The sequence below is a fragment of the Mesorhizobium sp. L48C026A00 genome (assembly GCF_000502375.1).
Lineage (GTDB): Bacteria > Pseudomonadota > Alphaproteobacteria > Rhizobiales > Rhizobiaceae > Mesorhizobium > Mesorhizobium muleiense.
On the sequence record NZ_AYWU01000002.1, the window covers coordinates 515856 to 535545 of the forward strand.

Annotated in this window: 22 protein-coding genes and 1 pseudogene; 15 read left to right on the plus strand and 8 right to left on the minus strand. The window is 63.0% G+C overall.

Translation table 11 applies throughout. The features are described 5' to 3' along the window. Positions 1 to 2: 2 nt before the first annotated feature. From X738_RS49545 to coaBC, 3 genes are read left to right on the plus strand one after another with little or no spacing between them, the layout of a single operon-like run. Positions 3 to 257 carry a FitA-like ribbon-helix-helix domain-containing protein gene (locus X738_RS49545; protein WP_023797510.1) on the plus strand — a complete coding sequence of 85 codons (255 nt, stop codon included), beginning with the start codon at positions 3 to 5 and terminating at the stop codon, positions 255 to 257. Beyond that, complete coding sequence (locus tag X738_RS49550; RefSeq protein ID WP_031254220.1) at positions 254 to 661, plus strand: type II toxin-antitoxin system VapC family toxin; 408 nt, start codon at positions 254 to 256, stop codon at positions 659 to 661. Before X738_RS49545 ends, X738_RS49550 begins: the two co-directional genes overlap by 4 nt. A 19-nt stretch (positions 662 to 680) precedes the next feature. After that, entirely contained in the window at positions 681 to 1898 is a 1218-nt protein-coding gene (gene coaBC, locus X738_RS49555; protein WP_023797512.1) for a bifunctional phosphopantothenoylcysteine decarboxylase/phosphopantothenate--cysteine ligase CoaBC, read from the plus strand. On the opposite strand, the gene X738_RS49560 is transcribed toward coaBC, so the two are convergent. Then, positions 1895 to 3331 carry an MFS transporter gene (locus tag X738_RS49560; RefSeq protein WP_023797513.1) on the minus strand — a complete coding sequence of 479 codons (1437 nt, stop codon included), beginning with the start codon at positions 3329 to 3331 and terminating at the stop codon, positions 1895 to 1897. The genes coaBC and X738_RS49560 overlap by 4 nt on opposite strands. Positions 3332 to 3958: 627 nt before the next feature. Between X738_RS49560 and X738_RS49565 the strand changes: the two genes are divergently transcribed. From X738_RS49565 to X738_RS88295, 5 genes and pseudogenes are all read left to right on the plus strand, one after another. Further along, entirely contained in the window at positions 3959 to 4297 is a 339-nt protein-coding gene (locus X738_RS49565; RefSeq protein WP_023797514.1) for a hypothetical protein, read from the plus strand. 143 nt (positions 4298 to 4440) lie between these two features. After that, positions 4441 to 5898, plus strand: coding sequence for an efflux RND transporter periplasmic adaptor subunit (locus tag X738_RS49570; protein WP_023797515.1), 1458 nt, complete (start codon positions 4441 to 4443; stop codon positions 5896 to 5898). 7 nt (positions 5899 to 5905) lie between these two features. After that, positions 5906 to 6649: an ABC transporter ATP-binding protein gene (locus X738_RS49575; protein ID WP_063830523.1), complete on the plus strand. Its 744-nt coding sequence runs from the start codon at positions 5906 to 5908 to the stop codon at positions 6647 to 6649. 94 nt (positions 6650 to 6743) lie between these two features. Beyond that, positions 6744 to 6890 (plus strand): annotated as a pseudogene (locus tag X738_RS88965) (ABC transporter permease); the annotation flags it as partial. Positions 6891 to 7089: 199 nt separating this feature from the next. Continuing rightward, positions 7090 to 8010, plus strand: coding sequence for an ABC transporter permease (locus X738_RS88295; protein ID WP_084833617.1), 921 nt, complete (start codon positions 7090 to 7092; stop codon positions 8008 to 8010). Positions 8011 to 8147: 137 nt separating this feature from the next. Here the strand turns inward: X738_RS88295 and X738_RS49580 are convergent, their stop codons facing one another. The 3 genes from X738_RS49580 to rpsU all read right to left on the minus strand — a co-directional run bounded on the left by X738_RS49580 (position 8148) and on the right by rpsU (position 10054). Continuing rightward, entirely contained in the window at positions 8148 to 8621 is a 474-nt protein-coding gene (locus tag X738_RS49580) for a DUF992 domain-containing protein (RefSeq protein ID WP_023797517.1), read from the minus strand. Positions 8622 to 8785: 164 nt separating this feature from the next. Beyond that, complete coding sequence (locus X738_RS49585; protein WP_023797518.1) at positions 8786 to 9634, minus strand: tetratricopeptide repeat protein; 849 nt, start codon at positions 9632 to 9634, stop codon at positions 8786 to 8788. A gap of 153 nt (positions 9635 to 9787) precedes the next feature. Further along, on the minus strand, positions 9788 to 10054 hold the full coding sequence (gene rpsU / locus X738_RS49590) for a 30S ribosomal protein S21 (RefSeq protein WP_023797519.1): 267 nt from the start codon (positions 10052 to 10054) through the stop codon (positions 9788 to 9790). 406 nt (positions 10055 to 10460) lie between these two features. Here rpsU and X738_RS49595 point away from each other — a divergent pair, with 406 nt between their 5' ends. Continuing rightward, complete coding sequence (locus X738_RS49595) at positions 10461 to 10970, plus strand: ferritin-like domain-containing protein (RefSeq protein ID WP_023797520.1); 510 nt, start codon at positions 10461 to 10463, stop codon at positions 10968 to 10970. After that, complete coding sequence (locus X738_RS49600) at positions 10957 to 11400, plus strand: DUF6766 family protein (RefSeq protein ID WP_023797521.1); 444 nt, start codon at positions 10957 to 10959, stop codon at positions 11398 to 11400. Before X738_RS49595 ends, X738_RS49600 begins: the two co-directional genes overlap by 14 nt. A gap of 88 nt (positions 11401 to 11488) precedes the next feature. Here X738_RS49600 and X738_RS49605 read toward each other — a convergent pair whose 3' ends face one another. Together X738_RS49605 and X738_RS49610 are read right to left on the minus strand one after the other, a co-directional pair. Continuing rightward, entirely contained in the window at positions 11489 to 11875 is a 387-nt protein-coding gene (locus X738_RS49605) for an SET domain-containing protein (protein ID WP_023797522.1), read from the minus strand. Between the two features lie 83 nt (positions 11876 to 11958). Further along, positions 11959 to 12717: an SDR family oxidoreductase gene (locus X738_RS49610; RefSeq protein WP_023797523.1), complete on the minus strand. Its 759-nt coding sequence runs from the start codon at positions 12715 to 12717 to the stop codon at positions 11959 to 11961. 259 nt (positions 12718 to 12976) lie between these two features. Here X738_RS49610 and X738_RS49615 point away from each other — a divergent pair, with 259 nt between their 5' ends. From X738_RS49615 to X738_RS49635, 5 genes are all read left to right on the plus strand, one after another. Beyond that, positions 12977 to 14230: a sarcosine oxidase subunit beta gene (locus X738_RS49615; protein WP_023797524.1), complete on the plus strand. Its 1254-nt coding sequence runs from the start codon at positions 12977 to 12979 to the stop codon at positions 14228 to 14230. A gap of 88 nt (positions 14231 to 14318) precedes the next feature. Further along, complete coding sequence (locus tag X738_RS49620) at positions 14319 to 14615, plus strand: sarcosine oxidase subunit delta (RefSeq protein ID WP_023797525.1); 297 nt, start codon at positions 14319 to 14321, stop codon at positions 14613 to 14615. Further along, positions 14612 to 17602 (plus strand): sarcosine oxidase subunit alpha, encoded by a 2991-nt coding sequence (locus X738_RS49625; RefSeq protein WP_023797526.1) that lies wholly within the window; start codon positions 14612 to 14614, stop codon positions 17600 to 17602. Before X738_RS49620 ends, X738_RS49625 begins: the two co-directional genes overlap by 4 nt. Beyond that, a complete protein-coding gene (locus tag X738_RS49630; RefSeq protein WP_023797527.1) occupies positions 17595 to 18176 on the plus strand; it encodes a sarcosine oxidase subunit gamma in 582 nt (193 codons plus the stop codon). Before X738_RS49625 ends, X738_RS49630 begins: the two co-directional genes overlap by 8 nt. Positions 18177 to 18226: 50 nt before the next feature. After that, positions 18227 to 18457, plus strand: coding sequence for a hypothetical protein (locus X738_RS49635; RefSeq protein ID WP_023797528.1), 231 nt, complete (start codon positions 18227 to 18229; stop codon positions 18455 to 18457). 85 nt (positions 18458 to 18542) lie between these two features. Here the strand turns inward: X738_RS49635 and X738_RS49640 are convergent, their stop codons facing one another. Continuing rightward, complete coding sequence (locus X738_RS49640) at positions 18543 to 18788, minus strand: hypothetical protein (protein ID WP_023797529.1); 246 nt, start codon at positions 18786 to 18788, stop codon at positions 18543 to 18545. A gap of 245 nt (positions 18789 to 19033) precedes the next feature. Beyond that, positions 19034 to 19678, minus strand: coding sequence for a TetR/AcrR family transcriptional regulator (locus X738_RS49645; RefSeq protein ID WP_023797530.1), 645 nt, complete (start codon positions 19676 to 19678; stop codon positions 19034 to 19036). Positions 19679 to 19690: the final 12 nt, after the last annotated feature.

Consider the following 19690-nt stretch of genomic DNA (forward strand, 5'->3'; position numbering starts at 1 on the left):
TTATGGGCACCCTGACCATTCGCAATCTCGACGACGATCTGAAGCAAAAACTGCGCGAGCGGGCTGCCAGACATGGCGTGTCAATGGAGCAGGAGGCAAGAAATCTCTTGCTGAAGGATGTGGCAGTCACCAAAGAACGTGACGGGGATTTTGTTACGGCGGAGGAAATCCTCGAATTCGGCCGACGATTGCAACAAGCGGATTTCGATCAGAAGAAATTCACTGATGACCTCTGGTCCTTCATCGAGGAGGAATGACCGTGGTGGTCGACACCTCAGCGATCGTGGCCATCCTGAAGCAGGAGCCCGACGCTCCGGCGATCGCCCAGCGCCTCGCCGGAAATCAGCGGATACTGATGAGCGCCGCAACCCTGATGGAATGCGGCACAGTAATTGTCCGCCGCTATGGCGCGGCTGGCACGGCCGAGTTGACGGGCCTTCTTGCTAGACTCAAAGTCACAATCGTCGCGCTCTCCGCCGAACATGCGCAAGCCGGAATTGAAGCCTATGCACTGTATGGCCGAGGTACTGGCCATCGCGCCAATCTCAACATGGGCGACTGCTTCGCCTACGCCTTGGCCAAGACGCGAAACCTGCCGCTGCTTTTCAAGGGCGACGATTTCATCCATACCGACATCGAACCGGCGCTGAAGCCGGCATGACATCGGACAAGAACTGGGCATGACCCTCTCCGGCAAGCGCATCCTGCTGATCATCGGCGGCGGTATCGCCGCCTACAAGGCACTCGACCTGATCCGCCGGCTGCGCGAGCGGGGTGTTGTGGTGCGCGTGGTGATGACCGCCGCGGCGCAGGAATTCGTCACCACGCTGTCGGTCGGGGCGCTGTCGGCCGACCACGTGTTCACGGATTTGTTCGACCGCAATGACGAGCACGATGTCGGCCACATCCGCTTGTCGCGCGAGGCCGATCTTGTCGTCGTGGCGCCGGCTACCGCCGACCTGATGGCGAAGCTCGCCAACGGCCATGCCAACGACCTTGCCTCGACCGTGCTCATTGCGACCGACAAGCCGGTGCTGATGGCGCCCGCCATGAACCCGAAAATGTGGTCGCATCCCGCGACCCGGCGAAACCGGGCGACGTTGCGGAAGGACGGCGTCGCATTCGTCGGCCCGGCAAAGGGCGAAATGGCCGAGAGCAACGAGGCGGGCGAAGGCCGCATGGCCGAGCCGCTGGAAATCGTCGCTGCGATCGAGGCGCTGCTCGATATCAGTCCGAAGCCGCTGGCAGGCAGAAAGATCATCGTCACCTCAGGGCCGACGCATGAGCCGATCGACCCGGTGCGCTATATTGCCAACCGTTCGTCCGGCAAGCAGGGCCATGCCATCGCGGCGGCGCTGGCAAGGCTGGGTGCCGATGTGCGCCTCGTCTCCGGTCCGGTCGGCATTGCCGATCCGGCTGAGGTCACCACGTTGCATGTCGAAACCGCCAACGAGATGAAGGACGCGGTCGAACGGCTTTTGCCGGCGGACGCGGCGGTGTTCGTCGCGGCGGTTGCGGACTGGCGCAGCGAGACTTCGGCCGGCGAGAAGATAAAGAAGGTGGCGGGCGAGGGGCCGCCGGCGCTGCAGATGATCGAAAACCCTGACATCCTTGCCGGTGTCGGCCATCACAGAAAGCGGCCCAGCCTGGTCGTCGGCTTCGCCGCCGAGACGCAGGATCTCGTCAGGAACGCCGAGGCCAAGCTCAGGAAAAAGGGCGCCGATTTCATCGTCGCCAACGATGTATCCCACGAAAGCGGGGTGATGGGCGGCGACCGCAACAAGGTGCGGATCGTCTGGAAGGCCGGTGCCGACGAATGGCCCGAGATGAGCAAGGACGAGGTGGCGACGCGGCTCGCCGCCTTGATCGCCGAACGGCTGAAGACGATTACTGTCTAGCCCGTCGCTTCCTGAGGCCGGGTTGCCGGGCCCGAGATCCTCAGCGCGGCGAGGCAGCCCAGAATCCCGAGCGGCACGAAGGCGAGGAACAGCCAGGTGGCGACATTCGCCGCCGCCTCACGGTTCAGGCCTTCGGAAAAACCGCTGGCATTGGCGACGATGCCGGTCAACGCGGCACCGACCGCATAGCCGATGCGCTGCATGGTCGGTACGGCGGCGGAAGCGATCGTCTGCTCGCCGTCACTGGCCGACGCGACGATCACGCGTGTGACGAAGGGCCAGGCAATGCCGAAGCCGCCGCCCTGCAGCAAGGCGCAAAACAGGATCAGCGGAATCGAACCGGCCGGCACGGCATAGGCGAAACCGGCGATGCCGGCCGCGATCATCAGCGCGCCGCCGGTGATGATCAGTCTTTCCCGCTCCGGCGGCGCATTGGCGACGAGGATCGACAGGATCGACCAGGCGATCGATTCGGCGGCGATGATATAGCCGGTGGTGAGGATCGGAATGTCATGCAGGCTGGTCAGAAGCAGCGGCCCGTAGACGGCGAAGGAACAGGTCGCCACCGAAAAGGCGGCGACCATGGTCATGCCTGCGCCGACCGGCGAGCGCCAGGAGAACAGCCGCGACGGGAACAGCCGCGAGTCCGGCTTCAGCGCATCGATGCGGATGAACAGCGCGAGCCCGATCAGGCCGAGGATGAGCAGCAGGGACGAGCGCAGCAGGGCAATGTCGACACCGGCCGTGGCGATCAGCACGACGCTGACGGCAAGGCAGCCGAGCGCGGCAAAGGGGAAGGGCGGCGCGGTTCCAGTGATCGCCTGCGGCCGGGTCGCCTCGGGCGTGTCGAGCACGATGAAGCTCGCCAACGCCATGGCGGTGCCGCCAAGCGTGAAGACGCCGAAAGCCCAGCGCCAGGAGAGCAACTCGGTCATCAACGCACCGAGCACCGGCCCGCTGAAGGCGGCGACGCCCCAGATCGCCGACATAACGCCGAAAAGCTGCGGCCAGATGGCGCGTGGAAACAGCCGCTCGACCGAGACGAAGGCCAGCGACACCAGCGCGCCGCCGCCAAATCCCTCGATCAGTCGCCCGGCCAGGAACAGCGGCATGGACGGCGCGATGGCGCAGACCAGGGCGCCGGCCGCGTAGAGCAGGGCGGCAACCACCATGTTGGTGCGCAACGCGACATAGCTCACCAGCCGTCCGGCGGCAGCGCCGGCGACGATGGCGCCGAGCTCGTAGATCGCCAGCGACCAGCCGACCAGCTGAACCCCGGCGAGTTCGCCGACCATCGCCGGCATCACCGTTGCCACCATGGTTTCGTTGGTGGCGTGCAGCAGGATGCCGAGGCTGATGAAGCAGAAGCGCGCCAGATCGCCGCTCGCCCACAGCGCCCGCCAGTCGACCCTGTTTGTGCTGGTTTTGGTCACCCCGCCCTCCCGAACTTTCTTATATGCCAATTCAAAAAATGGTTGAGCGCTCTTCGTCTCCAACGGGCACGCGGCGCTTCGGGGACGGGTTGTAGAACCTCAACCGCAGTTGAGCTCAAGCGGTTTTTGCGGGGTGCGCTGAGATGCGACGGCCGGGAAGCCAGGATGCTCGTGTTCTCAACTCCAGGTCAATCCGCCGCGCTGCGCAACTGTGACTGGATGCGCCGATCGCCATGTCGACGCCGCTCTACCCAATCGATTTAGCGGTACGTCAGATGAGGTGTTACCCTAGATAGTTGTTGCCAGCTTCCGCAGTTGTGGTTAATATATTAGTAAGAGCGAATATTATCCTGCTTACGGTCGTACTGGAGCACGACAATGGGCGTTGCCGATTTGCACAGGCCAAGTATCGCGGCGGTTCTACGCGCCGCAGAGGGACCTTCACCCGAAAGAGTCTTCGGAGGCCCGGCGGCTTAAACCCGCTGCTGGCGGCCTCATAGCATCCTCATCTTCCACAGCATAATCGATCGAGCCGATCGAAGGCTTTCTTGCGCCCTCATGCTGCCGACCAGTGCCAGAGATGGCCTGCGCAGCACCCCTTAGCTCTGGCAAAATTGGGAGGAAAACATGACTGTTGGATGTAGTGGTTTAAAGCTGGCCGCGGCTGCGGCTTTCATGGGTGGGACACTGTTGCTTGGAGCAGGCGGAGCGCTAGCGCAAGAATGTCCCGGCGTATCGCAGACACAGTGCGAAGAGTTCTGCGCCGGCGAGGGATCCACGGCATTGTCCTGCACGAAGACCGGCTCGACTCCCGACTGCGTGTGCAAGGAGACGACGAAGGATGCCGGGCAGGGCAAGGCACTCGGCACGGCCACCCAAGAGTCCGCCGAAGGCAAGGGCAACCTGGGAAACAAGACCGAGGTGCAGCCGTGCGAGGGCAACGTGGGTCAGTGCAAACAGCAGTAGTCGGAACGCCTGGATTGCGGCTTACGACGCGAAGTCTTTGTAGCCTGATCTCAACCAACAGGCGGCTTTCTCACAGGCCTGTTCTCCGAGCGAGATAAGGGAGCCGAGGGATTTCTCTCCCGGCTCCCAAGTGAGGCCGAGCAATGATGCGCAGCTTTCTGTTTGCGACCATATTTATAGGCGCGGTGGCGACGCCGGGGAGTTCTTCGGTGGCGCCGTCGCCATGGTTGGCTTCCGCCCAGATTTCTTCGGCTTTCGATCAACTGTCGATGCTGGTGAAGCCGTCTTCGGTCCAACCTGATGCTCCATTGTACCGAACCGAGAGCGTGGAGCGCGGCGACATCGTCACAACGGTGCAGGCGGCTGGCACGCTGAACGCACTGGTTATGGTGGAAGTCGGTTCTCAGCTCTCGGGCCGGGTGAAGGAACTCTACGTCGACTTCAACTCCAAGGTCACCAGAGGCCAGGTCATCGCCCGGGTTGAGCCGGAAATTTACGAAGCAAGACTAGCGCAAACTCTTGCCGAACGGGAGATGGCCCAAACGCAGGTCTCCGTACAGCGGGCGCAAATCGAGCGGGCCAGGGCAGAGATGGAGACCGCCGCGGCCAGATATGATTCTGCCGCGGCACAGACTAGACGCGCCGAAATCGCGCTCGATGGTGCGGCGCAGGAAGTGAACCGCAAACGCTCGCTGGCTAAGCAGAAGATTATCGCGGTGGGTGAGTGGGAGCGGGACAACACTGCGCATAACTCTGCCAAGGCACAGGCGACTGCCGCCCAAGCGGAGGAACTGTCGCAATCGGCAGCCGTTCGAGCCGCCAAGGCGACACTCAACATGGCCGAAGCGGAGCTCGCCAACACGCTTGCCCAGGTGAAGCAGAAGCAAGCGGTGCTTCAGCAGGCCCAAATTGATCTCGACCGCACGTATGTACGCGCGCCGGTCACCGGCACAGTGGTCAACCGCGCCGTTAGTGGTGGTCAGACCCTTGCGGCTAGCCTGCAGACACCGATCCTGTTCACCATAGCTCAGGACCTGACTGAGATGCAGGTGGAGGCTTCGGTGGTGGAAGCCGATATCAGCCGTTTTGCGCTCGGGCAGCCGGTTACTTTCACCGCCGATGCCTATCCTGACCGAATCTTCACCGGCACGGTGAAGCAGATACGCAAGGCACCGCAGGTCGTTCAAAATGTCGTCACATACATAGTGGTGGTCGCTACGAAAAATTCCGAAGAGCTGCTGTTGCCCGGCATGACAGCCAATCTGAGCGTGGTAGTGGCAAAGCGACAGGGTGTCTTGAAAGTGCCTAATGCGGCCCTGCGTTTTCGGCCGCCAAGCGACACCGGGGACGAGGCGCGCTCAACCGCGCCGGCCCTCGCCGAAACGGGCGTAGAGGCGGGAAGCCCGGGCGAGGTCTTTGTATTAGGCCCAGACCGCGAGCCGAAGCTGGTTTCGCTCCGGCTTGGAATCACCGACGGTCGTGCAACAGAGGTGCTGGCAGGCGACTTGACCGAGGGGCAGCAGGTCATTACAGGGCTTGCCACTGCTCCGCGTCGGGACGATGACGCCTCTTCCGTCCTGGTCAAGTTCCGGTTGCGGTGAGGCATCCATGGCCCTGATCGAAGTCGACCGGCTGCGCCATTGCTACCGTGTTGGCGGAGGGCCGGTGTGGGCGCTCGAAGGGGTGAGCATGACGATTCAAAGAGGCGAATTCGTCGCGGTGATCGGACCTTCTGGGTCAGGCAAATCTACCTTCATGAACATACTGGGCTGCCTCGACAGTCCCAGCGAAGGCCGCTACCGCCTGAACGGGGTTTACGTCGGTGGTCTCCATCACGATGAGCTCGCTGCAATCCGCAATCGCAACATCGGTTTCGTGTTTCAGTCATTCAACCTGCTGCCGCGGGCCAGCGCACTAGAAAATGTGGAGCTGCCGCTTGTCTATCGCCGCATGTGGGCTGGAGAGCGGCGGCGCGCAGCCCTGGCGATGCTGGCCAGGGTAGGGCTCGCCGATCGGGCCAGACATACTCCTGCCGAACTCTCGGGCGGACAACAGCAGCGCGTTGCCATTGCCCGTGCTCTGGTGACGCAGCCCTTGCTTCTGCTCGCCGATGAACCCACTGGTGCGCTCGACAGCCAAACCGGGCTGGAGATCATGGCAATTTTCCGCCGCCTCAATGAAGAGGGCCTGACCATTGTGCTGGTCACCCATGAGGCGCAGATAGCTGCCCATGCCGATCGCATTGTCGCCTTTCGAGACGGTCGCGTTGTGTCCGACACCCCTGTCGCGCAACAAGCCCGATCTCTAGGTAACCCTCGCCATCTATCTTTGGCTAACAGCAATGTCCGGTAGCACAAGAACGGCGCTGCGATCATTACGCTCCCATCATTTGCGCAGCGCGCTCACCATGTTGGGCATCATCATCGGCGTGGCGGCTGTCGTGGTGATGATCGCGATCGGAGTTGGTGCGCGCGAACGCATCGCAGCTCAGATCCGCAGCCTTGGCGCCAATCTCATCAGCATCAGTCCGGGCAGTGCGAAGATGGGCAGCGTCCGGCTTGGGGCCGGTGGCGCGCCGCGGCTGAGTGAAGAGGACGCGACGGCGATCGGAATGGAAATCCCCGGCGTTGTGGTGGCGGCGCCACTCCTCCACGCCCGCGAGCAGTTCACGATCGGTTCCAGCAATTGGCAAGGCGTGGTGCGCGGCGTGACGCCGGAATATTTCTCGGCGCGCGAATGGCGGGTTATCGCCGGGCAGGAGATGACCCCGGAGGACAACAAGCGCGTCGCCAATGTGGTGCTCCTCGGCACGACGATGCGGAGAAATTGTTCGGAAGAGCCGNGTGCGCGGCGTGACGCCGGAATATTTCTCGGCGCGCGAATGGCGGGTTATCGCCGGGCAGGAGATGACCCCGGAGGACAACAAGCGCGTCGCCAATGTGGTGCTCCTCGGAACGACGATGCGGGAGAAATTGTTCGGAAGAGCCGATCCGGTAGGTGCCGCGATTCGCATCCGCGACGTGCCGTTCACGGTGATCGGACTGCTGGAGCGGAAGGGTCAGAGCGTATGGGGCGATGATCAGGACGATGTGGCACTTGTGCCGCTAAAGACAGTACGACGTCAGTTCATCGGCACGAGCCGCGCCAATCCGACCTTCGTACACAGCATCACGGTCAAGTTCGCAGATTGGGCCTCGGCCGAGGACACAATGGCAGCTATCCGCAACCTTCTGTGGCAGCGCCACCGGTTGCGGACGGGTCAGGAAGACAGCTTCGTGGTGAGCAACCTCGCCGAAGCTGCGAATGTCGAGGGTTCGACCACGCGCGTGGTGTCGCTGCTGCTTTCGGCGGTGGCGTCAATTTCGCTGGTGGTGGGCGGGATCGGCATCATGAACATCATGCTGGTGACGGTGACGGAGCGGGTCCGTGAGATCGGACTTCGGCTTGCGGTTGGCGCGCGACGGCGAGATATCCTTGCCCAGTTTCTCGTTGAGGCAGCAACGCTTGCCTTGCTCGGCGGTATTCTGGGTGCCGCTATTGGGATTGCTGCGGCAATCGCCGTTGGCTCTATCGCCCAATGGCCGGTGATCATCGACCTCAGCGCCGTCCTGTTGGCTATCGGCTTTGCGGCGGCTGTAGGCGTCTCCTTCGGCTATTATCCCGCCCGCAAGGCCGCACGACTACAGCCAATCGAAGCGCTGCGCACAGAATGAGGTTTGGCGCCACCGCGCGATAATCGGTTAATCTCGAAGCCCCAAAGCGCCTAATCAAAAGGCTACCACGCGCCGGGGCCACGCGGCGCGGAACAGTCCTATCCCGTTCCGCGCCGCGCAGAGCCGCGCTTTGCCGTCTACTTGAACGAGTGAATCAGTTGCAGTGAGGTGACGGCGACTGCCAGGTTGACGCCGGTCTGCGCCTGTACGTTGAGAGGCTGCAGCGAGAAGGCGCTGTTCAAGCCGCCGACCAGAAGGTTGGCGCCGCCGCCGGTTACCACGCTGGCCTCGGCGTTGACGCCATAATAGCTGCCGGCAAGATCGCCGGCATCACGGTCGCGGGTGGCCGCCAGAACCGCCCATATCAATTCGCCCTGGTGGGTCTTGCCGACGTCGACGCCGAGCTTGGAAATGACCCCGGTATAGGCTTCGGGGGGACCGCCATGATGAGGGCGAAAGGTGCAGGCCACGCCTTTGTTGGATGTGACGATATAGCCGGTGCCGCCGTCGATGGTGCAGTCGAGCACGCCGAGCTGTAGCCTGCCCGCGCTGGCAGGGGCGGCGAGAACCGTAGCGGCGAGGGCGGCGGCACAGGCGAGTTTCTTGATCATGGGAGGGGTCCTTTCGCGAATAGCCTTGAACAACGGCTAAGCGTCGCGAGCGTTCCGCCGAGAACTTGGCGCGATCAAGGCGGGCGTCAATGCACAGTCGTTGAAGGTTTCGAAGCCATGCCAAACAGCAGGCCCGCCATATCAGGCCGAAAAGCCGCCGTCGGTCAGGCGGCGCTGGTACGCGCCAGGCCGTCCTTGGCCGGCTGGTAGGTGGGGCTGAGGCGCACGGCCTCTCGATAGGATTTTGCCGCCTTGGCCTTGTCGCCGCGCCGCTCGTAGATCAGCGCCTGGTTGGACCAGGCCTCGGCATTCTTGCCGTCGAGCTTGATCGCCATGTTGATGTCGGCGAAGGCGTTGTCCTCGTCGTTCGTCGCGAGATAGGAGAGGCCGCGGCCATTGTAGGGATCGGCGGCGTCCGGCGCCAGCGAGATGGCGGTCGAGAAATCCTCGATGGCGAAAGCGTGCTGGCCCTGGCTCTGATAGATCAGGCCGCGATTGTGATAGGCGCGCGCATCTGTCGTGTCGAGCTGGATGGCCTTCTGGAAATCGTTGAACGCTTCCTGGATGCGGTTGGCTTTGCGGTAGAGATTGCCGCGGCCGATATAGGCTGCGTCATAATCGGGATTGATCTGGATCGAGCGGTTGTAGTCGGCAAGGGCGGCCGCCTGATCGCCGAGGAAGCGCTGGATGAGAGCGCGGTTCGAATAGGCCTGGTAGAAATTCGGATTGAGCTGGATGGCGGTGTTGAAGTCCTTGAGCGCCGCCTGATACTGGCCGCCGCGGCCATAGGCCGAGCCGCGCACATTGTAAGCTTCCGGGTCCTGAGGACTGCGCTGGATAACGGCCGATAGCGAGGAGATGTTCTCGGCCGACCCTTGCGCCCTGTCGATGTTGGTGAATTCGCCGGTCGGGGCTGCTGTCTGGCAGCTGGCGAGCGCCAGCCCGGAAAGCAAGGTTGCCGTCAGGGCGAAGCCGCGCATTGCGGTTCTGCGCTCCACGCTAATTGCGTTCATGTCTGCTCTGTCCTCACTGCCCGCCCGCGCCGTCAGGTCTGTTCCCTCTCCGAACCGGTCCTCTGCGAACTGGTCGAATTCAAAACAAAAAGGTGGCGGCGATTATACATCGCGCCACCCTTGGTATCCTTCGAAAAGGACGAAAAATTGACGTCAGAACCGCGGCGGACGCGGCGCGCCAGCAGCACCAGCCGCCACCGGGCGCGGCGTCATCGGCAGCAGGCCTTCGCGTTGAGCGCGCTTGCGGGCCAGCTTGCGGGCGCGTCGAACGGCTTCCGCCTTTTCGCGGGCGCGCTTCTCGGAAGGCTTCTCATAATGTCCGCGCATCTTCATTTCGCGGAAGATGCCTTCGCGCTGCATCTTTTTCTTGAGCGCGCGAAGCGCCTGATCAACATTGTTGTCGCGGACGAGTACCTGCACGGGCAATCCTGTCTTTCGGGTTTGTTAACAACAGGCAAGTGGCCATAGTCGCTTGCCTCCGCGGCGGTCTACACCACGAATTGTGGCGGCTGATAGCAGAATCACGCCGCTCTGTCCACTGCCGAAACGAAAAACCCGCCTCGGCGGCGGGTCGTCGGCGCAATCAGCACCATGCGCAAATCATTAGCATAACTGCCGTCAGAAAGCAAGGAATTACGACCCTTGGTAGTAGATTTGCCTTATCGGGCGGGCTCTCCGCGCCGATGAGAGCATCGTTGACGTTTTCTCAGCCACCGATAAAACCTGCTGCCTCAATCCGGCAAAACGGTCCGCCCGGCTTTATCGACGAAGGAACAAACCTCGTTCCCCATGGTTGTTTCGCATACGCAAGCACAGGAGAAAACCGATGTCAGAGACCCGTGAATGGCTCGTCCAGTGGCTCAGGGACGCGCATGCGATGGAGGAGCAGGCCGAAACCATGCTGAACGGCCAGCTGAGCCGGCTGGAGAGTTATCCCGAACTCCGTGAGCGCATCAGCCTGCACCTCAACGAGACGAGAGGGCAAGCCGCGCGCCTCAGGACCTGCCTGGAACAAGTGGGCGAAGATACGTCCACGCTGAAGGACGCCGGCGGCAAGCTGCTGGCGATGGCACAGTCCCTAAGCGGCGTCTTCGCCGGCGACGAGGTGATGAAAGGCTCACTGGCGAGCTACACCTTCGAGCACATGGAGATCGCATCCTACACGATCCTCATCGCAGCCGCCGAATCCCTAGGCGAAACAGAAGTCGCCCGGGCCTGCGAAGAAAATCTGCGTGAGGAGGAGGCGATGGCCGAGTGGCTGAAAAACAAGCTGCCCGCGACTACGGAGCAGTTCTTGGCTCGCTCGGGGTCGGACAGCGACAATGCCAAACGATGAGGACGACAGGCCGGCGGCCAAGGTGACACCACCTTCGGTGTGGCGGGCTTACAGCTATGCCTGGATTACCCTCGGCTTCTTCATCATTTCGATCGTCGGCCACTGGGTTTTCGGCTGGTTCGCCTATCTCGACGAGCAGCGAGCGCTGAGCCAACCGCCAGAGTTCGGCGGCTATCTGATCGAGATGAGCCGCGACACGCTCGAGAACTGGCAATCGGAATTCCTGCAGCTGCTCTGGCAGGTCGGTGGCCTGGCGTTCCTGCTCTTCGTCGGTTCGCCGCAATCGAAGGAGAGTACCGACCGGATGGAGGCCAAGATCGACGCGCTTCTCAGGCTTGTCGATCCGAAGAAAGGCAAGGAGGCGATTCGCGAGCTGGACCTGCAGTATGACGGCCGCCACACCGACGAGCCGCACGCCCACCGGAACTGATCTGGGAATGGAAATGTGGCCCGGAGCCGCTCACCACTCCGGGCCCGTTTGATGGTCCTTGCATTCGCAAGCGGCGACAGGCGCTCCTCTATGCCGTCGCCAAATGAAGCCGCTCGAAATCTTCGAAGAACTCGCCGTAATCGCAGGTTATTTCCTCGCCCGCCGCAATGGCGCGGATCGCGGTTGCCCCACCATGCCGAGAAAAATCCGTGTTCGGCCTTTCAGAATGGTTCATGAAGCGGCCATTGTCGACCTCATAGACGATGAATCCGAGCCGGTCCGGGCTTGGATAGGCATATCTGTCGAGCAATTCCCTGAGGTGCGGCGGCGCGGCCCCATATTTTTCCAGCGGGATCAGCCGATCGAAGTCGGGATCGAGCCGCCAGATCGACGCTCCCTTCCTGATCGGCTCGGCGGCGAACACGCCGACGCCCTCGATTGCGCTAGCAGCGATGTAGGTCCTGATCAGCAGCATGTTCTAGGCCTGTCTTCGAACAGAAGTGTCCGAAGAAATCGCCAAATCGCACCGGAAAGCAAGACCGCTTTTGCGAGATTGCCTCACGTCCGATTGATCGAGACCCCGCCATCGGCAAACAGCGCAGTTCCAGTGGTGAAGCTCGATGCGTCGGAAGCCAGATAGAGCGCCGAATGGGCGATCTCCTCAGGCTCGGCGACGCGCTTCAAGGCATGCAGGTTTTCGACGAAGGCTCGCGATTCAGGTGTCTTGAACGTTGCCGAAGGCGTGTCGGTGCCGCCCGGCAGGAGCGCGTTGACCCGCACGCCTTTGGCGCCGTATTCGGCGGCAAGCACCTGCGTCAATCCGATCAGCCCGGCCTTGCTTGCGGCATAGCTGGTCATGCCGGGCATGCCGACGGTATGGCCGACAAAGGTAGAGGTGAAGATCAGCGATCCGCCGCCGCGTTCGACCATCGCCGGGACCTGATATTTCGCGCCGAGGAATGCGCTGGTCAGGTTGGTGTCAAGCGTCTCTCGCCAGCCTTCCAGCGACAGCTCCGAGATTGGACCCATCTTGCCGGTCGAGCCGGCGTTGTTGAAGGCGATATCCAGCCCGCCGAATTTCTCGACCGCCAGGTCGACAAGGGCTTTGGCATAGGCTTCGTCGCGAACGTCGCCGGCAAGGGCGATCGCCGTGCCGTCGGCTTCCTCGATTTCCGCGACGAGCGCGTCCAGCTCTGCCTGGCGACGGGCAGCGACGACCACCTTGGCGCCTTCCTCGGCAAAGAGTTTTGCCGTGGCGCGGCCGATGCCGGAACTGGCGCCGGTGACGATGGCGATCTTGTTGGCGAGTGCGAGCATTTTTGCATCCTTCTTTCGCGCCAGCTTTCGCCGGCAATCGGATGCTTGGTCGCAGATCGAGGCGGCACGAGCCACCCGACACCTGAAGGCGTCCGGATGCGTCGTTCGGCTCGTTGCTCGACAGGTCTTTTTGGCCGTGGCGCAAAACGGCAAGCGCCGTCGCAAACAGCGCAAGGGTGGCAGCGCTGTTTCGCTAGTGATACACCTCGCGCGCCGGGGCTCGATTGGATGTCCGGCCGCTATCTGCGAGGCTGGAACGTTGAAGAAATACTCGGTATTCGCCATCGCCCGCGAGGCCATGCGCGGCCACAAGGGCTGGGAGGAACAGTGGTCCTCGCCAGAGCCGAAGAAGGAGTACGACGTCATCATCGTCGGCGCCGGCGGCCATGGCCTGGCCACCGCCTATTATCTCGCCACGGTGCACGGCATCACCAATGTCGCGGTGCTGGAAAAGGGCTGGCTCGGCGGCGGCAATACCGGCCGCAACACCACCATCATCCGCTCCAACTATCTCTATGACGAGAGCGCCGGCATCTACGACCATGCGCTGAAGCTGTGGGACGGGCTCAGCCAGGAGCTCAACTACAACGTCATGTATTCGCCGCGCGGTGTCATGATGCTGGCCCACAATGTGCACGACATCCAGGTCTTGAAACGCCACGTCCATGCCAACCGTCTGAACGGCATCGACAATGAATGGCTGACGCCGGAAGCCGCCAAGGAATTCTGCCCGCCGCTCAACATTTCGCGCGATGCCCGCTATCCGGTGATGGGCGCGACCCTGCAGCGTCGCGGCGGCACCGCCCGCCACGATGCGGTCGCCTGGGGCTATGCGCGCGGCGCTTCGGCGCGCGGCGTCCACATCATCCAGAATTGCGAGGTCACCGGCGTCAAGCGGGCGCCGAACGGTTCGGTCACCGGCGTCGAGACGACGCGCGGCTTCATCGGCGCCAAAAAAGTCGGCGTCGTTGCCGCCGGCCATTCGTCCGTCATCATGGACATGGCCGGCGTGCGGATGCCGCTGGAAAGCTATCCGCTGCAGGCGCTGGTTTCCGAGCCTGTCAAGCCGGTCTTCCCCTCCGTGGTGATGTCGAACACGGTGCACGCCTATATCTCGCAGTCCGACAAGGGCGAACTGGTCATCGGCGCCGGTACCGACCAGTATATCTCCTATTCGCAGACCGGCGGCCTGCACATCCTGCAGCACACGCTCGACGCCATCTGCGAGATGTTCCCGATGTTCACGCGCATGAAGATGCTGCGCTCGTGGGGCGGCATCGTCGACGTGACGCCCGACCGTTCGCCGATCCTGGCCAAGACGCCAGTGCCCGGCCTCTATGTCAATTGCGGCTGGGGCACGGGCGGCTTCAAGGCGACGCCGGGCTCGGGCCATGTCTTTGCCCACACCATCGCCAGGGACGATCCGCACCCGATCAACGCGCCCTTCACCATCGAGCGCTTCCGCACCGGCCGCCTGATCGACGAGGCGGCGGCGGCGGCGGTGGCACACTGATGATGGCCCGCTTTGTGATGTTGGGACAGAGGCTTTGCGATCAACCCGCCGGCGCTTGCGTCGGCCACGGCGAATTGTAGGAACAACCATGCTTCTCATCCGCTGCCCCTATTGCGAGGAAGAGCGTCCGGAACTCGAATTCCGCAACGCCGGCGAGGCGCATATCGCGCGTTCGGCGGATATGGCCGCGACAAGCGATGACGACTTCGAAAAGTTCTTCTTCATCCGCTCGAATCCCAAAGGCATCATCTATGAGCGCTGGCGGCACATGCATGGCTGCGCGCGTTTCTTCAATGCCGTGCGCGACACCGTCAGCGACAGGTTCCTGATGACCTACAAGGCCGGCGAGCCGAAGCCGGCGAAGCTGCCGGGAGCCTCCGAATGATCGCGACGTTCCGCATTCCCGGCGCCGGGCGCCTCAAGCAGGCAGAGACCGCGCGGTTCAGCTTCGACGGCCAGTCCTATGCCGGCGTCGAGGGCGAAACGCTGGCCTCGGCGCTGCTCGCCAACGGCGTCCATCTGGTTGGCCGTTCGTTCAAATATCACCGGCCGCGCGGCTTCCTGTCCGCCGGGGCGGAAGAGCCCAACGCGCTGGTTGAGATCAAGCGCGACTCGGCCAGGAGGACGCCAAATGTCCGTGCCACCGTGCAGGAGCTCTATGACGGGCTGACGGCACAGTCGCAGAACCGCTGGCCGTCATTGGCCTTCGACGTCAGCGCGCTCGGCGACATCGCCTCGCCGCTGCTTTCGGCGGGCTTTTACTACAAGACCTTCATGTGGCCGAAGTCCGCCTGGAAGAACTTTTACGAGCCCAGGATCAGGGCTGCGGCAGGGCTTGGCGTCGCTCCCGACCAGCCGGATCCCGACCACTATTCGGCGCGTTTCGCACATTGCGACGTGCTGGTGCTGGGCGGCGGTGCTGCCGGCATCGCCGCGGCAGTTGCCGCGGCCGAAACCGGCGTGCGCGTCATCCTTGCCGACGAGCAGCCGGATTTTGGCGGCAGCCTGCATTTCGAGAGTGGCGCCAGGATCGACGGCCAGGATGGTTTTGCTTGGGCGCAAGGTGCAGTCGCCAAGCTCAAGGCCATGGACAATGTCCGCGTGCTGTCGCGCACCACGGCCTTCGGCTATTACGCGCAGAATTTCGTCGGGCTGGTCGAGCGCGTCAGCGACCATCTAAAGAATGCCGGCCGCGAGCTGCCGCGCGAGCGGCTGTGGCAGGTCCGTGCCAAACGCGTCGTGCTGGCGACCGGTGCCATCGAGCGGCACATGGTGTTTGCCGACAACGACCGGCCAGGCATCATGCTGGCGTCGGCGGCGCGCACCTATCTCAACCATTTTGGCGTCGCGGTCGGCAGGAATGTCGGCGTCTATACGGTCAATGATTCCGCCTATGCGGCGGCGATCGACCTGAAGAAGGCCGGCGTCGGCGTGGCGGCGATAGTCGACCTGCGCGACAACCCGACCGGATCGGTGATCGACGAGGCGAGGGCGCTTGGAATCGAGGTCAATTTCGGCCGCGCGGTGATCCGCGCCGGCGGCAAATTGCGGGTTTCGTCGATGACCGTTCAGCCGAAGAATGGCGGCGGCGAGCGCACCATCCCGGTCGACGCCATCCTGATGTCGGCCGGCTGGACACCGTCGGTGCATCTGTTCTCGCAATCGCGCGGCAAGGTCGCCTTCAACGACGAGACCAAGCGTTTCGTGCCCGGTACCTACGCGCAGGATTGCGTGTCGGTCGGCGCCTGCAACGGCACGGACGGACTGTCGGCGACGATCGACGAGGCCTATGCGGCGGGCGCCAAGGTGGCCAAGGATGCGGGCGTCAAGAATGCCGGCGCCAAGCCGAAGGTCGACGCCAGCGAGAGTTGGTCGCGTGGCATGCTGGGCGCGGCGCCCGGCGCCGGGCCGGACACGACGGTAAAAGCCTTCGTCGACTTCCAGAACGACGTCACCGCCAAGGACATCCGCCAGGCGGTGCATGAAGGCATGCGCTCGATCGAGCACGTCAAGCGCTTCACCACCAACGGCATGGCGACCGACCAGGGCAAGACCTCGAACATGCACGGCCTGGCGATCGCCGCCGAGACGCTGGGCATGCCGATCCCGCAAGTCGGCCTGACGACGTTCCGGGCGCCTTACACGCCGGTCACTTTCGGTTCGATCGTCGGACACGCGCGGGGTCCGCTCTTCGACCCGACCCGCAAGACGGCGATCCATCCGTGGGCCGAGCGCCAAGGTGCAGTGTTCGAGGATGTCGGCCAATGGAAGCGCGCCTGGTATTTTCCCAAGGCAGGCGAGGACATGCACGCCGCCGTCGATCGCGAGTGTGTCACGGTGCGCAAGACGGCCGGCCTGTTCGACGCCTCGACGCTGGGCAAGATCGAGGTGGTCGGGCCGGATGCGGCGAAGTTCATGGAACTGCTCTACACCAATCCGTGGGAGAAACTGGAGCCCGGCCGCTGCCGCTATGGCATCATGCTGCGCGAGGATGGTTTCATCTATGACGACGGTGTCGTTGGCAGGCTTGCACCCCACCGTTTCCATGTGACGACGACGACCGGCGGTGCGCCGCGAGTCATGAACCATATGGAGGATTACCTCCAGACCGAGTTTCCGCATCTCAACGTCTGGCTGACCTCGATCACCGAGCAGTGGGCGGTGATCGCCGTGCAGGGACCGAAGTCGCGGGAGATCATCGCGCCGCTGGTCGAGGGCATCGACATGTTGGACGGGGCGCTGCCGCATATGTCGGTGCGCGAGGGCAGGATTTGCGGCGTGCCGACAAGGCTGTTCCGCATGTCGTTCACCGGCGAGCGCGGCTTCGAGGTCAACGTGCCGGCCGATTACGGCCAGGCCGTTTGGGAAGCGCTGTGGGCCGAGGGCCAGAAGCACGGCGCCTGTGCTTACGGTACCGAAGCGATGCACGTGCTGCGTGCCGAAAAGGGTTACATCATCGTCGGCCAGGACACCGACGGTACGGTGACGCCCGGCGATGCCGGGCTCGAATGGGCGGTCGGCAAGAAGAAGACCGATTTCGTCGGTATCAGGGGCATGGCTCGGCCCGACCTGGTCGCCAAGGGCCGCAAGCAGCTTGTCGGCCTGAAGACCAAAGACCCAAAAGTGGTGCTAGAAGAAGGCGCGCAGATCGTCGGCGATCCGAAGCAGGCGATCCCGATGACGATGATTGGCCATGTCACCTCGAGCTACTGGTCGGAAAATTGCGGCCGCTCGATTGCGCTGGCCCTGGTTGCCGGCGGCCGCGCCCGGATGGGCGAGACGCTCTACGTGCCGATGCCCAATGCGATGATCGAGGTGGAGGTCACCGGCATGGTGTTCTTTGACGACAAGGGGGAGCGCCTCAATGGCTAAGGCTGCCGCGAAGGAATCTGCCGCCGCTGCGCCGTCGGTCGAACGCCGGCCGGCTCTCGCCGGTCAGGAGCTTTCCGTAACCGGCGTTACGCTTGCTGTGTTGCCGCCGGCGCAGCGTATTTCGCTGCGCGCGCCGGACGCCTCGGTCGCGGCGCTTTCGAAGGCGCTTGGCGTGGAGCTGCCGCGGAAGCCCAAAACCTCGGCGGCAAAGGCCGGGCGCACGGCATTGTGGCTTGGGCCGGACGAATGGCTGGTCATCGACGAGGTGGGAAAAGACCCGCTCGCCGATTGCGCCGAGGTCACAGTGCTGCATTCGGCGGTCGGCATCTCGCATCGCAACGTCGCCATCTCGGTTATCGGTCCAGCGGCGGCGGCGACGATCAATTCAGGCTGTCCGCAGGATCTGTCGCTGGACGTCTTTCCGGTGGGCGCGGCCTCGCGCACCATCCTGGGCAAGGCCGAGATCGTGCTATTGCGCATCGCAGCCGACGCGTTCCGGGTTGAATGCTGGCGCTCTTTTTCCGATTATGTCTTTACTTTCCTGTCGGAGGCGGCCGGCGACGCAGCGGCTTAGGATATTCGCTGGGCGCGACCGTTTGCCGGAGCACGTCGGGGAGAATGTCGATGCCGTCGAAATCCGCGCCGAATCCAGCGGCTCAGAAGACGCCGGCCGTGCGCTCGTTCGAACACGAGCAGCACAAAGAGCCAAACATTGAAGAGGAACTCGAGGAAGGGCTCGAGGACACGTTTCCGGCCAGCGATCCGGTGTCGATCACCGGGACTTCGATTCCCGGCGCACCTGCAAGACCTGGCAAGGCCAAGATCGTGGCCGGAATGAAGAAGCGCAGGAAATAAATTCCATCAGGCTCCAGCGAGCCGGGTCGCCGGCCACGAGAGCGGGGCGGTCAGGATTTCCTGTCGCCGCTTTTGTTTTCGAACGTCAGAATGTGCTGGGCACGATCCACGGGTCGATGTCGATGCCGAGCCGCGGGTCCTTGCTTTCCGTTGAGCCCTTGTGGGTGGCCGCGCCTGCCTTCTCGACCGATCCGGTGGCGCCGCAATCGAGCTTGATGCTGGTGTCGGCGCAGGCCGCGGCCGTCGCCTGTTTGCCGGGCTGACTCTGGTCGGCGAAGGCAGCGCCCGAGAAAGCAAGCACTGCCGCGAGGGTGAGGATTGTCTTTTTCATTGTCTGTCTCCGGGCTGGATCTCTGAAATCTTTCTGTACATGTACAACATTGCGTACATATACGGCCGGCGAATATGAAGTTCAAGTCGGAAATTGTACATGTACGGAATTTTTGATGGCGAGCGTGGCGCTAGCCCGCCGGGTCGCGATCCCAGCCACCAGGGTCCTACACGCATAGATTGATTCCCCAGGCCTTCGCCCCGTTTCGCTTGCCTGTCAGCTATCCGAAACCGAACAAAAACCCTTCAGCAGTTGACCGGCGTCTCGGTCAGCGGCGGCACGTCCTGCGTGGCCAGAGCGGCAAGCGTGAAGTCGCACATCCGCTTGACGAAAGCCTGCTGGTCGCCGAACGGATAGAAGGGAAAGGTGATCAGCAGCGAGATCGTGCCGTGGCCGACCGACCACAGCATGGTGGCGATGGCGCGCGGATCGCCCCTCAGCCTGCCGGCGGCCACGCAGGCTTCGACCCTCTTGATCAGCACCTTCATCAATGGGTTGCCCTCCTGCATCTCGGCGAAGGTCCTGCCTTCCGGGGGCTTGACCTTCTCGGTCATGAATATCGTGCGATACTCGTTGGGGTTGCCAAGGCCGAAGGCCGCATATTCGGTCATCACCACTTGCAGCGCCTCGATCGGATCGTCGGCCGGGTGATCCTCGATACGCTTTGCCAGAGTCTTGAACGCGTCCTCGGCCAACGCGAACAAGATGTCCTGCTTGTCGGCAAAATAGGAATAGACCGACATCGGCGCATAGCCGACACGCTTGGCCAGCTTGCGGATGGTGAGGCCTTCATAGCCTTCTTCCTGGACGAGCTTGTGCGCGGCGTCGACAAGTTCGGAGCGCAGTTCGGTCTTTTGTTTCTCGCGGCGTGTCTGGACGCTAAGCGGCAATTTTCGCCTGCC

Excerpts from the sequence above, each read along its gene's own strand:
- X738_RS49545 (WP_023797510.1), top strand. The coding sequence starts at position 3 with ATGGGCACCCTGACCATTCGCAATCTCGACGACGATCTGAAGCAAAAA.
- X738_RS49550 (WP_031254220.1), top strand. The coding sequence starts at position 254 with ATGACCGTGGTGGTCGACACCTCAGCGATCGTGGCCATCCTGAAGCAG.
- coaBC (WP_023797512.1), top strand. The coding sequence starts at position 681 with ATGACCCTCTCCGGCAAGCGCATCCTGCTGATCATCGGCGGCGGTATC.
- X738_RS49565 (WP_023797514.1), top strand. The coding sequence starts at position 3,959 with ATGACTGTTGGATGTAGTGGTTTAAAGCTGGCCGCGGCTGCGGCTTTC.
- X738_RS49570 (WP_023797515.1), top strand. The coding sequence starts at position 4,441 with ATGATGCGCAGCTTTCTGTTTGCGACCATATTTATAGGCGCGGTGGCG.
- X738_RS49575 (WP_063830523.1), top strand. The coding sequence starts at position 5,906 with ATGGCCCTGATCGAAGTCGACCGGCTGCGCCATTGCTACCGTGTTGGC.
- X738_RS49580 (WP_023797517.1), bottom strand. The coding sequence starts at position 8,621 with ATGATCAAGAAACTCGCCTGTGCCGCCGCCCTCGCCGCTACGGTTCTC.
- X738_RS49585 (WP_023797518.1), bottom strand. The coding sequence starts at position 9,634 with ATGAACGCAATTAGCGTGGAGCGCAGAACCGCAATGCGCGGCTTCGCC.
- X738_RS49595 (WP_023797520.1), top strand. The coding sequence starts at position 10,461 with ATGTCAGAGACCCGTGAATGGCTCGTCCAGTGGCTCAGGGACGCGCAT.
- X738_RS49600 (WP_023797521.1), top strand. The coding sequence starts at position 10,957 with ATGCCAAACGATGAGGACGACAGGCCGGCGGCCAAGGTGACACCACCT.
- X738_RS49605 (WP_023797522.1), bottom strand. The coding sequence starts at position 11,875 with ATGCTGCTGATCAGGACCTACATCGCTGCTAGCGCAATCGAGGGCGTC.
- X738_RS49610 (WP_023797523.1), bottom strand. The coding sequence starts at position 12,717 with ATGCTCGCACTCGCCAACAAGATCGCCATCGTCACCGGCGCCAGTTCC.
- X738_RS49620 (WP_023797525.1), top strand. The coding sequence starts at position 14,319 with ATGCTTCTCATCCGCTGCCCCTATTGCGAGGAAGAGCGTCCGGAACTC.
- X738_RS49625 (WP_023797526.1), top strand. The coding sequence starts at position 14,612 with ATGATCGCGACGTTCCGCATTCCCGGCGCCGGGCGCCTCAAGCAGGCA.
- X738_RS49630 (WP_023797527.1), top strand. The coding sequence starts at position 17,595 with ATGGCTAAGGCTGCCGCGAAGGAATCTGCCGCCGCTGCGCCGTCGGTC.
- X738_RS49635 (WP_023797528.1), top strand. The coding sequence starts at position 18,227 with ATGCCGTCGAAATCCGCGCCGAATCCAGCGGCTCAGAAGACGCCGGCC.
- X738_RS49640 (WP_023797529.1), bottom strand. The coding sequence starts at position 18,788 with ATGAAAAAGACAATCCTCACCCTCGCGGCAGTGCTTGCTTTCTCGGGC.